Raw genomic sequence first — 20,961 nt, forward strand, 5'->3', positions numbered from 1 at the left:
AATTAGAAAGTTGTCAGCTTAAAGTTGGCTGACTTTTCCTCGTATTCCAGGAAGTTTCCGGATAATTCCTGGATGAATTCAATATTATAAGGCGTGTTCTTTTCAACAAGCGCACGCGCTTCAACCGCAGATGGCGCCTCGAGGTAAAGCGTCTGGGTTGTTTCCCGTCGTGGATTTTGAATCTTGTCTTTCTGATATAAGACTTTGTAGATCATGATGGACTCCTTCCGTGGTACAAAAAGAAAGGAAGTGCAACAAAACGGCTTCCGAAAAAAAGGACATACCATCAAGATGGAAAACCACAACAGACATGGTCTATCTTATTGGGATGGCCGATATTTCTCGTCGTTCGAACCCGAAAACAGGCATACCTGCGCTATTTCGTCGTTCTATTTCTGTCACAACTCCTAAATACTTTATGACCGATCGATTTGTTGTGAAAACAACAGCTAGCAACAGTCTATCATATTTGAAACGGTGTGAACAGACCAGAGCGTGAACCAGCCCGGTTAGAAAAACCGGAGTGTAAGTGCTCCTCAACGTGATGTCCGGATTGAGGCCATTGCGTTCAAGGTTGTTATACGTAGGTTTCTGAACTGGCGACCGCGGTTATGCGGCAATTGTAAGGTCTATCCTTTGGTGCTAATGCGGCTGGCACACTGATCCTAGTACTCTCTTAGGAATCAAACCAGATGATGCTCACGAGTTTGTGACCAGCTATTATTGTCAAGCTAACTTCCGATTGCAAGAATCACATTGGCGATAGCGTGGTTGTTCTGGGTATAATAAAGGTAAGAATCAATAACATATTGGCTTTTGAAGGGAGTGGACGTTATGGTCTGGCTTATCGTTGTTCTAGTTCTGATCGTGCTCATCGTTTTGTGGGTGCTCAGGAAGCGCTGGCGGCGTAATAAAGCAATCCAAATTCTGCTTCATCATAGCCAGCGACTAAGTGATCAGGTCATGGATGCTGCTTTAACATCACTTAAAATCCCTGTCCAAGAACCTTTGACTTCAAAACCAATTACGGACATTTGGGGTCATGGTGTAATGGCGTTCTCCTATATTTTCCCCAAGAGCTTTTCCACCATTGATCAGCATCAATTAGCCGACGCTTTGCAAAAAGCGGCTGAAGAATTGGATATTGCCAGTTCCGATCCGGCATTACCGCCTTTTGTGATCACGGATTACTTTGAACTAGAGGGGCAGCAACATGTTGATCTCGCTTTTATTGCTAATGAGGCTACCATAGAATATGTCCGCGATGTGAATCGCGTTGCTTAATTTTAGAAAGTGCCGAATGGAGGGGTTCAAGTGAACGATGATCAGGATTTATTGATGCGTCAGATCAAAAGTTTTGCCCAAGGATTAGGCGCTGCGATGAGTAAGAAAGATCGACGCCCAGATGATCCAGTCGTCGTTTTCCACGATGCGGAAGTCAGCTTGGCCAGCTATCAAGCAAAACTGATAACCGAAGTGAAGGAAAATGGCTTTTCGGCAGCTAAAGCACTTTTGACAACATGGCGGGACACCCGCTTATCGCGACGACAGTACGAAGACTTAACGGCATGGTTGCAGGGACAACGATTTGTGTATAAAGAATCGTAAGTTGGGTGAAAAATAGTGTCAAAAAAAGAAGGCTTTAAGCCTTCTTTTTAGTACAAGCGTATTTTACTTGATAATGACGGCATCCGGGTCGATGGTGAAAGGATGTTCCTTATTAATATGATCGTAAAACAGGACGCCATTTAAGTGATCGATTTCGTGCTGGCAAACGATAGCCGGATAGTTCTTCAGACGAATCTTTTTATGTTCACCGGCTTCATTTTGATAACTGATGGTAATCCGATCAGCCCGGACGACATATCCGGGAACATCCTTATCAACGGACAGGCAACCTTCGCCTTCAGCCAAAGCAGCATGTTGAACGCTGTTGCTGATGATCCGCGGATTAATCAAAACTTCCTTAAAGAGGATTTCATTATCGTCACCGGGAACCAAAACAGCAGCCATCGCCTTGCTTTGCCCGACTTGTGGCGCAGCTAGTCCAACGCCAGGACGCAAATGATACTTTTCGTTTTGTTCTTCATCTTGGCTGATGACCAAGTAAGCCATCATATCATGCGCCAGTTGCTTGTCCTCGTCAGAAAGTGGGAACGTGACTGGCTTTGCCGTTTCACGCAGGACCTTGGCCCCATCGCGCGTGATATCCTTCATCAAATACACAATCTGTACCTCCGTTCATTTCTTCTACTAGATTAGCACAGGACCAGAAGGCTGAAAAGCTTCGCGTGCAAGAGGTTTGCCTTAAATGCTGCAATAGCAGAAACTTTTTCTGTGTCTGGGTGATAAGCAAGAAAAAAACTATTTTTGAAGCTTTGCTCATTTTCAAGGAATTCACGCTATTTCGATTCATAAAGCTACAGAAAAAATAATAGCTCTGTATCACTTACAAAGACAAATACAAAATGTTTTTTGTCTAATTGATGATTCGCAAGTTTTATGTTCTAACCAACAACCTTTTTGAATTGCCATGATTGTTCAGCTGTGCTCGATTCGGTGAAACATTTGACATTCGGTTTTTTTTACCCTACTATATAGAAGGTTAAACAAATACGGTGCTTTCCGTTAGGTGAGGCTCCTATACGAACAATGCTGCTGCTCAGAAACATCGAGAGATGCCAATTGAGTCAACTGCGTCTGCCCATTAAGGCTTACGCTAATGCAGCTGAAGCTCGCTTCTAGGCGTATAGTGCTAAAACTAAACGATTGGGATGCTTTTTCTGCACGCTCTCAATCGGCGTGCAATTTTTTTGCCTAATGAAAAGCTGAGGAAAAGGTGGTGAGCATAATGGAACAATCTTCAAAGAGTAGCGGTAGTAGTAGCGATTTAGCTGATCCCGGAAGGCCCATTGTGCTGCCGCTACGATCTCTTAAGTGAAATTAATGGATTTGGCAGCATCGCGGTCCTTCTCGGGAAACGGGAAGGAGTTTGTCGATGTTGATGATGGTTTCGAGTGGCCTGTCACGCTACGAAGCGCAAAAGGCCCAACAAACAGTTACACCACGTCCTAATACGATCAACAAGGCAAGTCTCTTCTTACCGTTGTTGATCATGACTGCCGGTGTCAGTGGCTTGATCAGTGTGATCACTCGCAACTGGCTTCTTACAGTTGTTATCGGCGTGTTGCTTAGTATGATGATGGCTGTGATCGTTTATCTGCTCACAGCTGCTACCCGACATCAGGGCGATCCCAAACAGACGGTTTTGGTTGTACGCGAGGGCTTGGTTCGCCAAGTGAGCGCAAATGACCTTGTCGTCGGTGACGTGCTGATGTTGACGACAGGAGAAAAACTGCCTGTTGACGTTGCGTTGGCTCTCGATGCACACGTTTCCTTGCCAAGTGATTTGGCCGGGCTGCTGGCTTTGATTGGTCGGCAGGTACCAGCGGGGGTAGGCATTGCTGGCGCTGTGATGGCGACCGATGCCCAAGCAACCGTCACGGCGGTTTTGCGTGATGGTCTTGTCGACCATGCCTTTGCACAATTGAACGGAAAGACGGAAAATCATGCGCCAGCTTCACTTGTAACGAGTGCGGCAGTTGGTTTTGTCCTTGCGCTAAAACAGATTTTTCGGGTATCCGGCATTGCTGTATCACTCCTGGCAAGTGAATTGTTAAGAAGTAAACAAGTAAATCGTGCGCAGCAGGTTCGGTTACATGCCGACCTTGCCCAACACGCCACCTTGGTTGGCGCCATGAAACATCACAGTAAAACAAGTGATTTTCGGCACAACCAAGATCCGGTCTCGTGAAGCACGATGAATGAATCCATTAAAAGAGGCACGCGCTTGTGAAGCGACGTGCTCTTTTTGTGTCTTATTTTTTATAAGGTTCTGTTATAGTCCCATTCGTTAAAAAATGAGGCACAACAAGCTCGGAAAAGGATTCCCGCCAGTGCTGAAATAAAACGCTTGCAAGGATAAAACCGCAATGTTACGCTTGGTTTGTAAAGATTTTCATTAGTACAGTTTTCCTGCGTTAATGACAACAGGAATGGAAAGAGGTTCTGATTATGGCAAAACAGCATGCTGCAGTTGATTTCAAGAAACTGTTGGAAAATCAAGATGCCGATTTTAAGCCGACCATCCAAATTCTGGATGAAGCGGGCAAGGTCGTCAATCCTGATATCATGCCCGATCTGAGTGATGATCAGTTGGTCGACTTGATGTCCAAAATGGTTTGGCAGCGGGTTCTTGATCAACGAGCAACCGCGTTGAATCGGCAAGGACGATTAGGTTTTTATGCGCCAAGCGCTGGTGAAGAGGCCAGCATGATTGGCAGCCATTCGGCCATGAAAACAACGGACTGGTTGTTACCTGCTTACCGTGACTTGCCACAGTTGATTCAACATGGCTTGCCACTGGATAAAGCATTCTTATGGTCTCGTGGTCATGTTGCCGGTAATGAATACCCAGAAGATTTTCACGCGTTACCGCCTCAGATTATTATTGGTGCGCAGTACGTCCAAACAGCCGGCGTTGCACTCGGCTTAAAGAAGAATGGCAGTGATGAAGTGGCCTTCACGTATACCGGTGATGGCGGCACGTCACAAGGTGATTTCTACGAAGGTGTCAACTTTGCTGGTCATTTCAAAGCCCCAGCAATCTTTATTGTGCAAGATAACGGCTTTGCGATTTCTGTACCGCGGGCCAGTCAGACGGCTGCGAAGACTTTAGCGCAAAAAGCAGTTGCTGCTGGTATTCCAGGTGTGCAAGTTGACGGTATGGATGCCCTAGCTGTCTATGAAGTGACAAAAGAAGCGCGGGCATGGACCGCCGCTGGTAATGGCCCTGTCTTGATTGAAACGCTGACCTATCGTTATGGGCCACATACGTTATCTGGCGATGATCCGACGCGTTATCGTTCCAAGGAGACAGATGAGTTATGGCAAAAGCGCGATCCGTTAATTCGAATGCGGAACTACCTGACTGATAAGGGACTTTGGAACAAAGACAAGGAAGACGCCTTAATTGATCAAGTTAAGGATGAAATTAAGGACGCAATTAACAAAGCTGATAAGGCACCACAGCAGACGGTATCCCGCTTCCTAAAGGACACGTACGAGACCGCACCGCAAAATGTTGCTGAACAGCTGGCAGAATTTCAAGGAAAGGAGTCGAAGTAACCATGGCACAAAAAACAATGATCCAAGCCATCACGGATGCGCTTGATGTTGAGTTGGCGAACGACCCTAAGACCTTGGTATTCGGCGAAGATGTTGGGAAAAACGGTGGTGTTTTCCGTGCAACTGATGGTTTGCAAGCAAAATACGGTGAGGATCGGGTTTTCGATACCCCACTAGCGGAATCTGGCATCGGCGGTTTGTCGATTGGGTTGGCATTGACCGGTTGGCGGCCAATTCCTGAAATTCAGTTTTTCGGATTCGTTTTTGAAACGATGGACAGCATTGGTGGTCAGATGTCACGGATGCGTTACCGGATGGGCGGCACTCGCTCAATGCCGATCACGATTCGGGCGCCTTTTGGCGGTGGTGTTCACACTCCGGAAATGCACAGTGACAACTTTGAAGGGTTAATTGCGCAATTTCCTGGTATGCGTGTCGTTATTCCAAGCAATCCATATGATGCCAAAGGTTTGCTGATTAGTTCGATCCGGAGCAATGATCCTGTCTTGTTCCTTGAGCATATGAAACTATATCGTTCCTTCCGGCAAGATGTTCCAGAGGGCACGTACACGGTACCGTTGGACAAAGCGGCGGTGACCCGCGAAGGTTCAGATGTATCGATCATCACGTATGGTGCGATGGTTCGCGAAGCGCTGAAAGCTGCTGATAATTTAGCCAAAGATGGCATTCAGGCTGAAATTGTTGACTTGCGGACAATTGCGCCACTTGATGTCGAAACGATCATCAATTCGGTCAAAAAGACGCATAAGGTTGTTGTGGTGCAAGAAGCACAACGCATGGCCGGTGTTGCATCAACGGTGATCAGTGAGATTTCCGAACGGGCGATTCTGTCGCTTGAGGCACCGATTGGTCGGGTTGCCGCTCCGGATACCCCGTTCCCATTTGGCCAAGCTGAAAACATTTGGCTGCCAAATGCTAAGGATATTGAAGCTAAAGTCCGGGAAACCGTTAATTTCTAGAAAGAAGAGGTGCCAACATGGCTTTTGAATTCAAACTGCCAGAACTTGGCGAAGGTTTGGCAGAAGGCGAAATCGTTAAGTGGGACGTCAAACCTGGTGATGACATCAAGGAAGACGATACCTTACTTGAGGTTCAAAGTGATAAAAGTGTTGAAGAGATTCCATCCCCGGTCTCCGGCAAAATTTTAAAAATTCTTGTTCCAGAAGGGGAAACCGCGTCAGTTGGTGATCTATTGGTTGAAATCGATGATGGCTCCGGACCGGCAGCTGCACCGGCTGCACCTGCGACTGCAACAGCAGCCCCTGCGACACCCGCTCCAGCAACGTCTGCGCAACCTGCACCTGCGCAATCGGTTTATCAGTTTAAGTTACCCGAATTAGGCGAAGGTTTGGCAGAAGGCGAAATTGTTAAATGGTCAGTCAAGCCTGGCGATCAAATCAAAGAAGACGACACGCTGTTAGAAGTTCAAAGCGACAAGAGTGTCGAAGAAATTCCTTCTCCAGTTGCCGGAACGGTTGTTAAGATTCTGGTACCAGAAGGCGAAACCGCGACAGTCGGTGAAGCGCTGGTTGATATTGATGCACTGGGTCATAATGACACATCGGTTGCTACTGAGGCTGGCGCTGCACCGCAGCCGGTTGCTGCAACACCGGCTGCGACGCCAGCTGCACCAGCAGCGGGTGGCGTGCCGGCCATCACCGATCCGAACCGGGAAATTTTAGCAATGCCATCTGTGCGTCAGTATGCACGCGAACAGGGCATTGACATCTCACAAGTGCCAGCAACCGGCAAACATGGCCGGATTACCAAGGCTGATGTCGATGCATTCAAGACGGGCGCACCAGCTGCATCTGCACAGCCAGCAGCCCCTGCTGCTCAGGCACAACCGCAACCAGCCACAGCAAAGCCAGCTGCACCGGCAGCACCAAAGCCGCAAGCAGTTGCACCATACGTTTCGAGTGGTAATGAAGCTGAACTTGAAACCCGTGAAAAGATGACCCCAACTCGGAAAGCGATTGCTAAGGCGATGCTTGCTTCTAAGCAACGTAGCCCGCATGTGACGAGTTTTGATGACGTTGAAGTTTCTAAGTTAATGGCTCATCGCAAGAAGTACAAGCAATACGCAGCTGATAAAGGTATCAAGTTAACCTTCCTGCCGTATATCGTCAAAGCACTTGTGACGGTGTTGCGTGAATATCCGGAATTCAATGCGTCCATTGATGATACAACGGATGAAATTGTCTATAAGCATTACTTCAACATTGGGATTGCAACGAATACGGATCACGGCTTGTATGTGCCTGTGATCAAGAATGCCGATGCAAAGAGTATGTTTGAAATTGCTAAGGAAATTAGTGAAAATGCCCAGAAGGCTTATGACAGCAAACTAAAGCCGGATGAAATGCGCGGTGGCTCCATGACCATCAGTAACGTTGGGTCAATTGGCGGCGGCTGGTTCACCCCAGTGATCAATCAACCTGAAGTTGCGATTCTCGGAGTGGGCAAAATTGCTAAGGAACCTTATGTCAACGAAGACAACGAAATTGTGGTTGGCAACATGTTGAAATTAAGTTTGAGCTATGACCATCGTTTGATTGACGGCGCGTTAGCACAAACCGCCTTGAATCTGATGGATAAATTGTTGGCAGATCCTGATCTGCTGTTGATGGAGGGATAAGCATGGTTGTAGGCGATTTTGCAATCGATTTGGATACCGTCGTCATTGGTTCCGGCCCCGGCGGTTATGTTGCTGCGATTCGCGCAGCTGAAATGGGTCAAAAGGTGACCGTGATTGAGAGCACATTCATTGGCGGTGTTTGTTTGAATGTCGGCTGCATCCCATCAAAAGCTTTGATCAACGCAGGTCATCGCTATCAAGACGCTTTGGAAGCAAGTACGTTTGGCATTCATGCCAAAGGTGCTGACCTTGATTTCACGAAAACCCAGGAATGGAAGCAAAATAAGGTTGTGCATACGCTGACAAGCGGTGTGTCGATGCTATTCAAGAAACACAAGATCGACACGATTATGGGCACGGCGTTCTTAAAAGATGACCATAGCCTGCGCGTGATGCAAAAAGATTCAGCTCAGACCTATACGTTCAAGAATCTGATCATTGCGACTGGCAGCCGGCCAATCGAAATTAAAGGCTTTAAGTTTGGCAAGCGCATTTTAGATTCAACGGGGGGGCTGAATCTTCCTGAAGTACCAAAAGAATTTGTCGTCATTGGCGGCGGCTATATCGGCTCCGAGTTGGCGAGTGCGTACGCTAATCTTGGCGCGCATGTCACGATTCTTGAAGGCACAAGTTCGATTCTGCCAAACTTTGAGAAGGATATGGTTCAGCTAGTTCTGAATTCCTTCAAAAAACGTGGCGTAACAGTTATTACCAATGCGATGGCTAAAGAAGCTGAAGACACTGGCAAAGGTGTCAAAGTGACGTACACGGCCGATGGTAAGGAACAGACGATTGCCGCTGATTATGTTATGGTGACGGTCGGACGGCGGCCAAATACTGACGATCTTGGTCTCGATATTGTCGGGGTCGAAACAACTGATCGCGGTTTAATCAAGGTCGACGCTCAAGGCCGGACCAACAAACCGAATATCTATGCGATTGGCGACATTGTGCCAGGTGCAGCATTGGCGCATAAGGCTAGCTATGAAGGTAAAGTCGCTGCTGAGGCCATCAGCGGCAAAGCCAGTGCGGTTGACTACAAAGCGATGCCTGCCGTTTGCTTCACGGACCCTGAACTTGCAACAACTGGGATGACAGTTGCCGAGGCGAAGGATAAAGGGATCAAGGCTAAAGCCAGCAAGTTCCCATTTGCTGCCAATGGTCGTGCCCTCAGTCTTGCCCAGACAGAAGGGTTTGTCCGCTTGGTCACTAATGAAAACGGTACGGTTATCGGCGGCCAAGTTGCTGGCGCCGGTGCTAGTGATTTGATTTCAGAACTGACCGTTGCTGTTGAAGGCGGTTTGAACGTTGAGGATCTGGCCTTGACCATTCATCCGCACCCAACACTGAGTGAAGTTATCATGGATGACGCTGAAGTTGCATTGGGACTCCCAATCAATATTTAGTATCTGATAGAGATGTCATGAAGCAGTCTGATCTCCTTGATCAGGCTGTTTTTGTGTCATTTGGTTATCGCTAATGGCGAATGCTGTGAGCATGGCAACAGCTAATTTTTACAAAAAGATGAGAAACGGCTAATATTTCAGTTAGTTAACAATTGCGTCTAAACCCCTTTTTAATTTTGTCTTAAGATTCTGCTTCCGTTAAAATGTAACTAATGGAGTGGAGGGGAAGGGTTTTCATGCAAAGAGTCGTGGTGAGCGGTGCCAGTATCGGGACCCAAGGGCTTTTAGAAACATTAATTGCATCACAGTTGCTGTTGACGGTGGGTTGTTATGAACCAGATGAATCATTGATTGATATGGTTGGGTTGACAGCTTTAAGTCAAATATGTCAAAACACATTTGCAAAAGTCACGCCGAAAGTTTTAAAAGCGGCGGATATTTTAATCTTGACCGATACGGGGTCACCTGATGCCGATGATTTTATTGAGACGAATATTGCGGCAATTCGCAAAGTTCTCAATTCAGCGATGGCGGCGGGCTTCACAGGTAGAATCATTGTTGCGATGACACGTGATGAACTTTTTACGTATTTTGCGCAACGTTTTTCCGGAGTGAATAAAAGTCAGGTTATTGGACTTGGTACGTTCGGTGCAACGTGGCGATTTGAACAATTTCTGGCTGCTAGGTTGGCAGTACCGGCGAAACATGTGACGGCTTATGTGGTAGGTACGCGACAAGCCCCAGTGTTGATTTGGAGCCGAGCTTACGTTGGTGCAACGCCGGTTTTGCGCTTATTAAATGATCAGACGATTTTTACTGATGGCTTGGATGCGGTTCGAAGCTTTTTGAGGAGTCCCTTGACTGTCTTGCTTGGCAGGTTGGTGATTCCGATTATTGCGGCGTATAGTGGCGATAGTTTGATTGGCACGCTGACGCATCTGATGGATGTAGAGGATGACACAGGTCAGGTTTATAGTTCTCCAGTCCTCTTGAATGATAGCGGCGTTGTGACGCTCGCCACAGTTGCTGGTTCGGATGATGAGGAAGCTGCGTTGAGTCAAACGAAACAAACTGTACAGGATCAAATTAAGGCGATAGAACAAGGAGCTAGTAAACATGAAACCTAATTATGCCTATCCACTCGACATTGACTGGACAACTGCCGAAAAAGTAAAAGTCACGACCTTTTATACCTTAGTCGAAGATGCATATGAACACGGTGTTGATCGTGATAATCTGCTTGCAGCGTACCGTGGATTTAAGGAAGTTGTGCCAGATAAAGGAACCGAGCGCAAATTAGATCGGGAGTTTGAAGCACTGTCCGGTTATTCCATGTATACTGTTATACAGATGGCCCGCAAAGGCGTGAGCCAAAAGATTAGGGTAAGGGTGAGTTAACCATGACACAAGATCCAGAAATGTTGCGGCAAACGATTATTAGCTGGTTTGCTGCTAGTCGCAAACAAATTCTAACCGCAATGGCTGCCCCATTAGATGTTGCCACCAAAAGTAATCGCAACGATTTGGTCACCAATGTCGACAAGGCGAATCAACAATTTTTGATTGGCAAAATCAGAGAGGCGTATCCTGAAGCCGGTATCATTGGCGAAGAAGGACATGAGCACGATGACACTGATTTAGCTGGTCTCGTCTTCTTTGTCGATCCAATAGACGGCACCATGAATTTCGTCAAACAACAAGCTCATTTTGCCATTATGATTGGTGTTTATCAGGACGGTGAACCTGTTGTCGGCGCGATTATGGACGTCATGCGAAATGAAGTGCTTAGCGGGGGCCCAATGATTCCCGTCACCCATGCTGGACAACAAGTGAAGGTTTTGCCAGACTTGCCGCTTAAAGATGGCTTGTTAGGTGTCAATGGCCCGATGACGATTAAGAATCGGTTGCATCTAGGCGATATCGCGTTGACCAGTTCTGGCGCTAGAATGAGCGGCAGTGCAGGAATGGAATTCATCGAAATTGCGCTGGGTCGACAGATCGGGTATGTGTCTTACTTACAGCCGTGGGACGTAGCGGCTGGAATGGCGATTACTAAGGGTCTTGGCGTTGTTTTCAGCCGTGAAGATGGCGCACCAATCAACTTGCAGCAACCAGGCGTTGTGGTTGCTGCTACACCAAAGGCACATCAAACGATTTTGACGATGATGGCGGATGGCGGCAAAGAGGCTTAAGCTAAACCAATAGACAAATCATGATTTCTGGCGCAAACTAAGTGGCGCCAGTTTTTTTCTTAATAAAAGGGTCGCGTGATAGCCCGCTTTATAAGAAAATGCAAGGTCTGTGATTGCGTGAAGCACTTCACTTTTCAGAAAATCCAGACAGACTTGTCATTGTGTGTTATAATTTCAAATCGTATAACTGTGTCAGTTGCTGGCACTTTTTTAATGCGGTAGGCGGCCAGTAGTGCCAGCAGAAAGGAAGTATAAATCGTGAAAACACGTGACGATATTCGCAACATTGCGATCATTGCCCACGTTGACCATGGTAAGACCACATTGGTTAACGAAATGCTTAAACAATCAGATACACTTGATCAACACATTCAATTACAGGATCGGGCAATGGATACCAACGCCATTGAAAAAGAACGTGGGATCACCATCCTGAGTAAAAACACGGCAGTTAAGTTCGGCGATACGACCATCAACATCCTCGATACCCCGGGGCATGCTGACTTTGGTGGTGAAGTGGAACGGGTTATGAAAATGGTTGACGGCGTTTTGCTTGTCGTTGACGCTTTTGAAGGCCCAATGCCGCAAACGCGGTTTGTCTTGAAAAAGGCGCTTGAACAGCATTTGACACCGATCGTTGTCATCAACAAGGTCGATCGTCCAGGTGCGCGCCCTGAAGAAGTCGTTGATGAAGTTCTCGAATTGTTCATTGAATTGGGCGCTGATGATGCACAACTGGAATTCCCAGTTGTCTATGCTTCCGCTGTCAATGGCACTTCCAGCATGGATTCCGATTTGTCAACGCAAAAGCACACCATGACCCCGTTGTTTGAGACCATCGTCAAAACCATTCCGGCACCCATCGACAACAGTGACGAACCTTTGCAGTTCCAAGTTGCGATGCTTGATTACAACGATTACGTTGGTCGAATTGGGATTGGTCGGATTTTCCGCGGCAAGATTAAAATCGGCGACAATGTTACCGTTATGAAGCTGGATGGTTCTCAAAAGAACTTCCGCGTGACAAAACTCTTTGGTTTCTTTGGCTTGACCCGAACCGAAATCAACTCTGCTAAAGCCGGCGATTTGATCGCGGTTTCTGGGATGGATGACATCTTCGTTGGTGAAACGGTGACGGCAGCTGATACGCCGGAAGCTTTGCCGATTTTGCGGATTGATGAACCAACTTTGCAGATGATGTTTGTTGCGAATGACAGTCCATTTGCAGGTCGTGAAGGTAAAAATGTGACTGCTCGTAAACTTGAGGAGCGTCTGAAGTCGCAATTGCAGACAGATGTGTCGCTGCGCGTTGACGACACTGATCAGGCAGGTGCCTGGATGGTTTCCGGTCGTGGCGAATTGCATCTTTCAATTTTGGTTGAAGAGATGCGGCGCGAAGGTTTTGAATTGCAATTAGGTCGTCCTGAAGTTATCTATCGTGACATTGATGGTGTCATGATGGAACCGTTCGAAAGCGTCCAAATTGACACTCCTGAACAATATACTGGGACAGTCATTGATGCGATGAGCCAACGTAAGGGCGAAATGCAGAACATGGAGAACGAAGGCAACGGTCAAACCCGTTTGACATTCTTGGCGCCTTCTCGTGGTCTGATCGGGTACTCAACCGAATTTCTCTCTGCTACTGGTGGTTACGGCATCATGAACCATACCTTCGAAAAATACGCTCCGGTTATCAAGAATTGGGAACCAGGCCGTACACAAGGTGCTTTGGTTTCCATCAACGCTGGTTCAGCAACGACGTACAGTCTGCAATCCGTTGAAGACCGTGGCCAGTTGTTTATCAATGCCGGCACCGAGGTTTATGAAGGCATGATTGTTGGTCAAAACTCGCGTGAAAATGACATTGCAGTCAATGTCACCAAAGGTAAGAACTTGACCAACACCCGTGCAGCCGGGAAAGACCACGCAGCAGCCATTAAGACGCCAAAAGATATGACGCTTGAAGAATCCATTGAATTCTTGAATGATGACGAATACTGCGAAGTTACCCCTAAGAACATTCGCTTGCGTAAGAAGATCCTTAACACAGGCGAACGTCAAAAAGCGGCTAAGCGCAAGAAAATTGCCGCATCCAAGTAAATAAGTCGGTCAAAAAGTCGTCTGTAAAAGGCGGCTTTTTTGATGTCTTGATCACAATAATTGTGATTGTTAGACAAGGCTTAACTTGTCGACTGAGCGGTTGTTAAATCAGCATGTATTGGTGTGAATGACCGCCTGAAAAAACAGTTTTTAGTGATTACCGCAGAACACGGCTTGGAGCGTGAAGGCGATATGCTATAATTAGTCCATTAATTGCTTGAAAGGCCGCGTTTTCATTGATGAATAAATTACGGCACGTGGATTACTTCATATTAGTTCCGTACCTCGTTTTATGTGCGATCGGTATTGTCATGGTGTACTCTGCCAGCGCTTATTGGGTTCAACGGCAATATGGCGTTGCCGAAACGAAATACTTGATTCAACAAGCACTGTTTGTCCTGCTCGGTATCGCGACTGTGTTTTTCTTTTATAATATGTCCTTGAGGGTGGTCCACAATCGTTGGGTTCTGTTGACTTTAATGGCCGGACTAGTTGTGATGCTGATCTATCTCATTGTGCACGGCCGCGCCGTTAACGGGGCCGCTGCATGGATCACGATTGGCGGGTTTCGCTTACAGCCATCAGAATTTGCTAAAATGATTTTGATTTTTTATCTGGCGCACATGCTGACATCGCGCGAGGATCGCTTTCAACAAGAGGACTTTCGGCTAAGGCAGATGTGGCAGCCATTGTTTGTCGCTGGTATGATCATGCTTCTGGTTTTTGTCGAACCAGATACCGGTGGATTTGCCATTCTTTTCTTGATTACATTGGTCGTGGTTATGTCCAGCGGGATACCGATGCGTTACGGTTTTTTGTGGGTCTTGATGTTGATCGCGATCACAGCACTGGGCTACTACATCGTGTCGCATTATCATTTTCCCGGATTGGAGAAGAATTACGGCTATCAACGATTAGTGGCCGCCATTCATCCGTTTGCTAAAGCGAATACGGTTGGCAATCAGGTTGTTAACTCCTTGTATGCGATCAATCACGGTGGGCTGTTTGGTGTTGGACTAGGCATGGGCAGCCAAAAGTTAGGCTATCTGCCTGAGCCTTATACTGACTTTATTTTGGCCGTGATTGCCGAGGAACTTGGCTTGGTTGGGACATTTGTCGTATTGAGTTTGCTTTTTTTCCTGATCATGCGTTTTTATCTGATCGGAATTCGTTCCAAGAACACCTATCACACGCTGATCGCGTACGGCATTGCCACGATGATGCTGGTGCAAACCGTTTTCAACGTTGGTGCTGTGACTGGGGTTTTGCCAGTTACCGGGGTGACGCTGCCGTTTATCAGTTACGGCGGTTCGAGTATGATCGTGCTGTCAATGGCGATCGGCATTATGTTAAATATCAGTTATCATAGTGAACGTACGCAACGAAAGGTAGAGAAGACGCATGCATAAAGTTTTAGTCGCTAATCGTGGCGAAATCGCCATTCGGATTTTTCGTGCCTGTGAAGAGCTTGGTCTTAAAACAGTCGGTATTTTTGCTAAAGAGGACGCTTTGTCAATTCATCGATTCAAAGCGCAGGAAAGTTATCAGGTCGGAGCAGGAAAAGCGCCTATCGCTGCCTATTTGGATATGGACGATATTATCCGAATTGCCAAGCAAAGCGGCGCGGACGCGATTCACCCGGGCTATGGCCTGCTTTCAGAAAATGCTGAGTTTGCCCGGAAAGTTCGGGCAGCCGGCCTCATTTTTGTTGGCCCGCGTTCGGAATTACTCGATATTTTTGGCGATAAAGTTGCGGCCAAGGAAGCTGCTCACAAGGCAGGCTTGGCGACTATTCCCGGCACGCCGGAACCAACGCGCGATTTTAGCGAAATTCAGGATTTCACAGCCACACACGGTTTTCCGGTGATGCTTAAAGCAGCATCAGGCGGCGGCGGGAAAGGCATGCGAATCGTTCACTCTGAAGCTGAACTTGAGGCCGTGTATCAAAATGCGGTGAATGAAGCGAAAGCTAGTTTTGGCGATGATCGGATGTACGTTGAAAAGTACATTGCCTCCGCCAAACATATCGAAGTCCAAGTTCTTGGCGATGAGCATGGCCATTTGTTGCACCTCTTCGAACGTGATTGTTCAGTACAGCGCCGCCAACAAAAAGTGGTTGAAATTGCCCCAGCTGTGGCATTGCCAACAGCCTTGCGGGCGCGAATTTGCCAAAGCGCTGTTGATTTAATGCAAGGCTTGCACTATGAAAATGCCGGTACCGTTGAATTTTTGGTTGATGGCGACCAGTACTATTTCATTGAAGTTAATCCGCGGGTACAAGTGGAACACACGATCACCGAACTGATTACCGATGTGGATATTGTGCAGTCACAGTTAAAGATTGCAGCAGGCGCCGATCTTTTTGCAGACTTGCATTTGCCAAAGCAGGCAGATTTGCATGAAAATGGCGCGGCGATCCAGTGCCGGATTACGACTGAGGATCCTGAAAACAATTTCATGCCAGACACAGGCACCATTAATACTTATCGGTCACCAGGCGGCTTCGGGATCCGCCTTGATGTTGGGAATGCCTATGCTGGGGCAGTTGTCAGTCCTTATTTCGACTCCTTATTAGTAAAGGCCAGTGTTCACGCACCGAATTTCACCGCTGCCGTAGCCAAAATGCAACGCGCTTTACATGAATTTCAAATCACCGGCGTCAAAACCAATGTTGCTTTCCTTGAGCACTTATTAGCGACAGAAACTTTCCGGACGGGTGAAGCAGAAACCGCGTTTATTGATGCCCATCCAGAACTCTTGCAAGTTCAGGCAAAGCCCGACACGGCTTCGCGGTTACTGTGGTACATCAGTGATGTGACGGTTAATGGGTTCAAAGGTGTTGAACGACAGGCACAAAAATATTACCCTGAATTGCGCTATGATGTTCATTTTCCTGCTGCCAAGCCGCAAAAAGATTTAGTTGCCTTGCTGCATTCTGACGGTGCGCAAGGGGTTACTGATTGGATTAAGGCACAAAACCAGTTGCTGTTAACGGACACGACTTTCCGTGATGCCCATCAAAGTCTTTTTGCTACCCGGATGCGCACTCGAGACATGTTGACGGTCGCACAGGATATGGGCAATGGCTTGCCAAATCTTTTTTCCATGGAAGTATGGGGCGGCGCGACGTTCGATGTCGCTTATCGATTTTTGAACGAGGATCCGTGGACCCGTTTGAAAAAATTGCGGGCAGCCTTGCCGCACACCTTGTTACAGATGTTATTCCGTGGCAGTAACGCGGTCGGCTATCAAAACTATCCGGACAATGTGATTAAAGCTTTCATTCAAAAAGCAGCTGATGATGGCGTTGATATTTTTCGAATTTTTGACAGTTTGAACTGGTTGCCACAGATGACGCTCAGTATTGATACCGTCAAACAAACAGGTAAGCTTGCTGAGGCGACGATGTGTTACACAGGCGACATTCTAAGTCATGCCCACCCTAAGTATCAGCTAGCTTATTATGTTGATCTGGCCAAACAATTAGTTGCAGCTGGCGCCGACATGCTTGCGATTAAAGACATGGCCGGCTTGTTGAAACCGCAAGCGGCGACAGAGTTAGTAACGGCGCTCAAAGATGCGGTCAGTGTGCCGATTCATTTGCACACACATGACACCACTGGTAACGGTATCGCGACTTATGTAGCCGCTGCTAATGCTGGGGTCGATATCGTTGATGTGGCGCAAAGCAGTTTTTCCGGAACGACCAGTCAGCCTAGTCTAGAAAGTCTTTACTATGCATTAAGTGGCAATCAGCGACAGCCAGATATTGCCATTGAAAAGGCGCAGAAGTTGAATCGCTATTTTCAGGCAATCAGACCTTACTATGCCGATTTTAGTAATGGTGTGACGGGTCCGCTAACGGATATTTATACAGTCCAGATGCCAGGTGGCCAGTATAGTAACTTGCAGCAACAAGCGCGTAGCATGGGGATAACGGATTTTGAGGCCGTTAAAACGATGTATGCTCAGGTAAATACCTTATTTGGCGATATCATCAAAGTAACGCCATCCTCAAAGGTGGTGGGTGATATGGCGTTGTTCATGCTGCAAAATCACTTGACACCCGATGAAGTGTTGGCGCATGGTGAGCAATATGATTTTCCGGCCTCGGTCGTGGCATTCTTTAAAGGCGATCTCGGGCAGCCGGTTGGTGGTTTTCCGAAATTGCTCCAAGCAAAAATTCTGAAAGGGCAAAAACCGTTGACGGTACGTCCAGGGCAATTGGCGAAGCCGGCTGACCTGAAGGCTGTTCGCGCGGCGTTAGTACAAGCCGGGATGAATGAACCCAGCACAGAAGACGTTTTGAGTGCAATTCTGTATCCGGATGTCTTTAATGCATACGCCCGCAAGCAACGGCAGATTGGACCGGTGACGAAGTTGGATTCGCCATCGTATTTCCAAGGAATGCGGATAGGCGAAACCGTGTCTGTGCCGATTAAAGCAGGTAAGACAATGATTATCCAGCTCAACGCGATCGGCGAGGCGGATGCAAGTGGTATGAAGACGCTGTACTTTACTGTTGATGGGCAAAAGCAGGAAGTTCAAATCCGCGATGCGCATCAGAAGAGCGCGGGGTTGCGGCATCAGTTGGCGGAACCGACTGATCGTAATCAAATTGGTGCACCGATGGCAGGGAAAATTGTTTCAGTTGCCGTTAAGTCCGGTCAAGAAGTGGCACAAGGGGATGCCTTGTTTGTCATTGAAGCCATGAAGATGGAGACGACGGTTCATGCGCCATTTGCAGGTACCGTCACTCATCTTTACGTGGAGGCAGGCGCCTTAATTAAGAGTCAGGAACTGCTGGCCAAGCTTCAACCCGGTGTGACCAAGCAGTGAGTTTGGAAGGTGAAAAAATGTTTGCTATCAAACAGCGGCAAGGACTTGTCGTTTGGGTGTATTCCCTCAAACAATTAAAAACGCTGCGTCGATATGGCACGATTATGTATGTCTCGCGCCGCATGAAGTATGTTTATCTTTATTTGGATCAAGACGAGTTGGCTCAGACAAGTGCCAAACTCAGTAAATTACGATTTGTTAAACGTGTTGAACCCTCCCATCGGCCAGAATTGGCGACTGAATTCGGTAGCAACATCGGCCAATTTAAGCCGACTGAAGAGGATCTTGAGGTGAAAGCCAAGCCAAAACGTCGCTTGCGCCCAAGTTCGGCTGGCGATGAGACATCAGTAGGTGATCACGATGCGCGTCATTAGTGGAGCATTTCGGGGATTGCGGCTGACGGCAGTGGCAGGTAACCAAACCCGGCCAACTGCAGATAAAGTCAAGGAATCCATGTTTAACATGCTGGGACCGTACTTTGACGGCGGACAGGCACTCGACTTGTATGCTGGCACCGGTGCGTTGGGCATTGAAGCAGTCTCGCGTGGTATGGCTCACGCGACGTTGGTTGATCGGCAGTACGCCGCAATCAAAACGATCAAAACCAATCTTGCACTAACCAAACAGCCTGAGCACTTCACCGTTTTGAAGCAGCCGGTCAATAAGGCTATCCGCCAGTTTGCGGAAGCTGGCCAACAGTTTGACTTAATCATGATGGATCCACCCTATGCGCAACAGCAAGTATTGGCACAACTTGCGGCGTTTATCAGTACTAATTTGTTGCGGCCAGGCGCACGTGTTTTAGTTGAAACCGGTATGGATGTGACTTATCCTGATGAGATCCCCGGCTACATCAAGCTACGGCGCCAAACCTATGGGGTGGCGCAGGTCTTAATTTTAGAGCGAAGCGAGGAAAACAATGACTAAAAAAATTGCAGTGTTTCCCGGTAGTTTTGATCCTTTCACGAACGGTCATCTTGATACCGTCAAAAGAGCTAGTCGGTTGTTTGATGAAGTGGTTGTAGCAGCCATGACCAACACGAGCAAAAAGCCGCTTTTTTCCAGTGAAGAGAAATTGGCGCTGATCAGTGAAAGCACCGCTGGGCTACCAAATGTTAAAGCCATGGCAGCGCCTAAACGATTAACAGTTGAATTTGCCCGGTCAATCGGTGCCCGGTTTATGATTCGTGGTATCCGCAATGTCGCGGACTTTGGTTACGAGGCTGATATTGCGACGGTGAATCATGATCTCGATCCTGAAATCGAAACAGTTTTCTTGCTGGCAGACAAGCAATATGATGCCTTATCCAGTACCATCATCAAAGAGGTCGCGGCCTTTGGCGGTGACGTTCATCGTTTTGTGCCTGCGCCTGTCGAAGCAGCTTTGTATGCGAAACTAGGTGACGCTCATCAAACCAAGTAATCAGAAACGTCGGCGCTGGCGTTGGCTTATCGGACTGTTAATAGCAGTCGTTTTGTTGGCTGTCTTCTTTTTGATCCCAACCAATTACTATCTAGAAGTGCCCGGTTCAGCGGAATCTTTGAAGCCGTACGTTAAAGTCAGTGGCAATAAAGATGATGCTAAGGGTGCCTATATGTTGACGACAGTGGGTGTCGTAGGGCCAGCATCTCCGGCATTACTTCTGCTCAGTAAGGTGCAAGCGCACACCGATATTGTGTCGAAACAGGATCTGATGGGCAATGATAGTAGCGCTGAGTATGATCAGCTGCAAGCCTACTATATGAAAAGTGCCGCTAATAACGCGGTTGCGGCAGCATTCAAAGCGGCCAAAATGCCAGTGAAAACGGAACATCTGGGTATTTATGTCATGTCCGTGCTGCCGCAGTCGCCATTCAAAGGTAAGCTGGCGTTAGGAGACACGATTACCGAATTGAATGGCCAGCACTATACAACCGCTGATGCTTATGTCAATGCGATCAAATCTAAGAAGGTCGGATCAAGTCTGACACTGACATACCAGCACAAGGGAAAGACCAAACAAGCAACTGGCAAGCTGATGCGGTTACCGCAAACAAAACGGGCGGGTATTGGTATCACACTGACGGAGAACACCGCGGTCACAAGTGAACCGAAAGTGACTATTGATGCCGGTAACATCGGCGGACCGAGTGCCGGTACGATGTTTGCCTTACAGATTTACACGCAAATTACACACCAGAATCTGCGGCGGGGAGCAGTGATTGCCGGTACCGGGACGATCGATAGCGATGGTAATGTGGGACAAATTGGCGGGATTGATAAGAAGGTGGTTGCTGCCGATGCCAAAGGCGCAAAACTCTTTTTTGCCCCCAATCAGCCAGCTACAAAAAAGCTAAAACATTATGATCCCAATTACGTCAACAACTACGCTGAAGCCGTCGAAACAGCGAATCAGATTAAGACCAAGATGAAGATTGTCCCGGTCAAAACATTGCAAGATGTCATCCGTTACATGGAAGCTTATGCAAAATCGGCATCATAAGCGCTTGCCAGTTGATCGAACATTGGCATGAAGAGATGGTGATGATGAAGAACTGCCAACCAAGGCAGTTCTTTTTTTCTTGGCCTGCGTAA

General features: G+C 47.5%; 19 protein-coding genes and 1 riboswitch. Of the genes, 17 read left to right on the top strand and 2 right to left on the bottom strand.

The features are described from left to right. Nucleotides 1–2: 2 nt before the first annotated feature. Nucleotides 3–215, bottom strand: a complete 213-nt coding sequence (locus AC07KQ_RS06570) for a DNA-dependent RNA polymerase subunit epsilon (protein WP_003565214.1) — start codon at nt 213–215, stop codon at nt 3–5. Nucleotides 216–834: 619 nt separating this feature from the next. On the opposite strand from AC07KQ_RS06570, the gene AC07KQ_RS06575 reads away from it, so the two are divergent. Then, nucleotides 835–1,284: a hypothetical protein gene (locus AC07KQ_RS06575; protein ID WP_003565216.1), complete on the top strand. Its 450-nt coding sequence runs from the start codon at nt 835–837 to the stop codon at nt 1,282–1,284. A gap of 30 nt (nt 1,285–1,314) precedes the next feature. Beyond that, nucleotides 1,315–1,608: a hypothetical protein gene (locus tag AC07KQ_RS06580; protein ID WP_003565218.1), complete on the top strand. Its 294-nt coding sequence runs from the start codon at nt 1,315–1,317 to the stop codon at nt 1,606–1,608. A 63-nt stretch (nt 1,609–1,671) separates the two neighbouring features. Here AC07KQ_RS06580 and def read toward each other — a convergent pair whose 3' ends face one another. Continuing rightward, entirely contained in the window at nt 1,672–2,226 is a 555-nt protein-coding gene (gene def / locus AC07KQ_RS06585; RefSeq protein ID WP_003565220.1) for a peptide deformylase, read from the bottom strand. Nucleotides 2,227–2,617: 391 nt separating this feature from the next. After that, a riboswitch (M-box (ykoK) riboswitch) is annotated at nt 2,618–2,781 on the top strand. A 217-nt stretch (nt 2,782–2,998) separates the two neighbouring features. Here def and AC07KQ_RS06590 point away from each other — a divergent pair. The 15 genes from AC07KQ_RS06590 (at nt 2,999) to AC07KQ_RS06660 (ending at nt 20,869) form a co-directional block, all read left to right on the top strand. Further along, nucleotides 2,999–3,814 (top strand): P-type ATPase actuator domain-containing protein, encoded by an 816-nt coding sequence (locus tag AC07KQ_RS06590; protein WP_013245692.1) that lies wholly within the window; start codon nt 2,999–3,001, stop codon nt 3,812–3,814. 260 nt (nt 3,815–4,074) lie between these two features. Further along, a complete protein-coding gene (gene pdhA / locus AC07KQ_RS06595) occupies nt 4,075–5,187 on the top strand; it encodes a pyruvate dehydrogenase (acetyl-transferring) E1 component subunit alpha (protein ID WP_003565223.1) in 1,113 nt (370 codons plus the stop codon). 2 nt (nt 5,188–5,189) lie between these two features. Further along, entirely contained in the window at nt 5,190–6,167 is a 978-nt protein-coding gene (locus AC07KQ_RS06600; protein WP_003565225.1) for an alpha-ketoacid dehydrogenase subunit beta, read from the top strand. A 17-nt stretch (nt 6,168–6,184) separates the two neighbouring features. Continuing rightward, nucleotides 6,185–7,846: a dihydrolipoyllysine-residue acetyltransferase gene (locus AC07KQ_RS06605; protein WP_013245693.1), complete on the top strand. Its 1,662-nt coding sequence runs from the start codon at nt 6,185–6,187 to the stop codon at nt 7,844–7,846. Between the two features lie 2 nt (nt 7,847–7,848). Continuing rightward, nucleotides 7,849–9,252: a dihydrolipoyl dehydrogenase gene (gene lpdA / locus AC07KQ_RS06610; protein WP_012491553.1), complete on the top strand. Its 1,404-nt coding sequence runs from the start codon at nt 7,849–7,851 to the stop codon at nt 9,250–9,252. Between the two features lie 236 nt (nt 9,253–9,488). After that, complete coding sequence (locus AC07KQ_RS06615) at nt 9,489–10,379, top strand: Rossmann-fold NAD(P)-binding domain-containing protein (RefSeq protein ID WP_013245694.1); 891 nt, start codon at nt 9,489–9,491, stop codon at nt 10,377–10,379. After that, nucleotides 10,369–10,650 carry a UPF0223 family protein gene (locus AC07KQ_RS06620; protein WP_003565234.1) on the top strand — a complete coding sequence of 94 codons (282 nt, stop codon included), beginning with the start codon at nt 10,369–10,371 and terminating at the stop codon, nt 10,648–10,650. Before AC07KQ_RS06615 ends, AC07KQ_RS06620 begins: the two co-directional genes overlap by 11 nt. 2 nt (nt 10,651–10,652) lie before the next feature. Then, nucleotides 10,653–11,444: an inositol monophosphatase family protein gene (locus AC07KQ_RS06625; protein ID WP_003565236.1), complete on the top strand. Its 792-nt coding sequence runs from the start codon at nt 10,653–10,655 to the stop codon at nt 11,442–11,444. Nucleotides 11,445–11,702: 258 nt separating this feature from the next. Next, complete coding sequence (gene typA, locus AC07KQ_RS06630; RefSeq protein WP_003570179.1) at nt 11,703–13,547, top strand: translational GTPase TypA; 1,845 nt, start codon at nt 11,703–11,705, stop codon at nt 13,545–13,547. A 239-nt stretch (nt 13,548–13,786) separates the two neighbouring features. Then, a complete protein-coding gene (locus AC07KQ_RS06635) occupies nt 13,787–14,956 on the top strand; it encodes an FtsW/RodA/SpoVE family cell cycle protein (protein ID WP_016384330.1) in 1,170 nt (389 codons plus the stop codon). Continuing rightward, complete coding sequence (locus AC07KQ_RS06640) at nt 14,949–18,386, top strand: pyruvate carboxylase (RefSeq protein WP_013245696.1); 3,438 nt, start codon at nt 14,949–14,951, stop codon at nt 18,384–18,386. The genes AC07KQ_RS06635 and AC07KQ_RS06640 overlap by 8 nt, the downstream gene beginning before the upstream one ends. A gap of 17 nt (nt 18,387–18,403) precedes the next feature. Next, nucleotides 18,404–18,760, top strand: coding sequence for a YlbG family protein (locus tag AC07KQ_RS06645; RefSeq protein WP_003605069.1), 357 nt, complete (start codon nt 18,404–18,406; stop codon nt 18,758–18,760). Next, nucleotides 18,747–19,313, top strand: coding sequence for a 16S rRNA (guanine(966)-N(2))-methyltransferase RsmD (rsmD, locus tag AC07KQ_RS06650; protein ID WP_003579005.1), 567 nt, complete (start codon nt 18,747–18,749; stop codon nt 19,311–19,313). The genes AC07KQ_RS06645 and rsmD overlap by 14 nt, the downstream gene beginning before the upstream one ends. Further along, entirely contained in the window at nt 19,306–19,809 is a 504-nt protein-coding gene (coaD, locus tag AC07KQ_RS06655; RefSeq protein WP_003605072.1) for a pantetheine-phosphate adenylyltransferase, read from the top strand. The genes rsmD and coaD overlap by 8 nt, the downstream gene beginning before the upstream one ends. Next, nucleotides 19,787–20,869: a SepM family pheromone-processing serine protease gene (locus AC07KQ_RS06660; protein ID WP_480156633.1), complete on the top strand. Its 1,083-nt coding sequence runs from the start codon at nt 19,787–19,789 to the stop codon at nt 20,867–20,869. Before coaD ends, AC07KQ_RS06660 begins: the two co-directional genes overlap by 23 nt. Nucleotides 20,870–20,961 lie beyond the last annotated feature (92 nt).

It is taken from the genome of Lacticaseibacillus sp. YLM2-1, from assembly GCF_056583465.1.

Excerpts from the sequence above, each read along its gene's own strand:
- rsmD (WP_003579005.1), top strand. The coding sequence starts at position 18,747 with ATGCGCGTCATTAGTGGAGCATTTCGGGGATTGCGGCTGACGGCAGTG.
- AC07KQ_RS06605 (WP_013245693.1), top strand. The coding sequence starts at position 6,185 with ATGGCTTTTGAATTCAAACTGCCAGAACTTGGCGAAGGTTTGGCAGAA.
- AC07KQ_RS06635 (WP_016384330.1), top strand. The coding sequence starts at position 13,787 with ATGAATAAATTACGGCACGTGGATTACTTCATATTAGTTCCGTACCTC.
- AC07KQ_RS06570 (WP_003565214.1), bottom strand. The coding sequence starts at position 215 with ATGATCTACAAAGTCTTATATCAGAAAGACAAGATTCAAAATCCACGA.
- AC07KQ_RS06600 (WP_003565225.1), top strand. The coding sequence starts at position 5,190 with ATGGCACAAAAAACAATGATCCAAGCCATCACGGATGCGCTTGATGTT.
- AC07KQ_RS06625 (WP_003565236.1), top strand. The coding sequence starts at position 10,653 with ATGACACAAGATCCAGAAATGTTGCGGCAAACGATTATTAGCTGGTTT.
- pdhA (WP_003565223.1), top strand. The coding sequence starts at position 4,075 with ATGGCAAAACAGCATGCTGCAGTTGATTTCAAGAAACTGTTGGAAAAT.
- lpdA (WP_012491553.1), top strand. The coding sequence starts at position 7,849 with ATGGTTGTAGGCGATTTTGCAATCGATTTGGATACCGTCGTCATTGGT.
- AC07KQ_RS06590 (WP_013245692.1), top strand. The coding sequence starts at position 2,999 with ATGTTGATGATGGTTTCGAGTGGCCTGTCACGCTACGAAGCGCAAAAG.
- AC07KQ_RS06615 (WP_013245694.1), top strand. The coding sequence starts at position 9,489 with ATGCAAAGAGTCGTGGTGAGCGGTGCCAGTATCGGGACCCAAGGGCTT.
- coaD (WP_003605072.1), top strand. The coding sequence starts at position 19,306 with ATGACTAAAAAAATTGCAGTGTTTCCCGGTAGTTTTGATCCTTTCACG.
- AC07KQ_RS06575 (WP_003565216.1), top strand. The coding sequence starts at position 835 with ATGGTCTGGCTTATCGTTGTTCTAGTTCTGATCGTGCTCATCGTTTTG.
- AC07KQ_RS06645 (WP_003605069.1), top strand. The coding sequence starts at position 18,404 with ATGTTTGCTATCAAACAGCGGCAAGGACTTGTCGTTTGGGTGTATTCC.
- AC07KQ_RS06640 (WP_013245696.1), top strand. The coding sequence starts at position 14,949 with ATGCATAAAGTTTTAGTCGCTAATCGTGGCGAAATCGCCATTCGGATT.
- AC07KQ_RS06620 (WP_003565234.1), top strand. The coding sequence starts at position 10,369 with ATGAAACCTAATTATGCCTATCCACTCGACATTGACTGGACAACTGCC.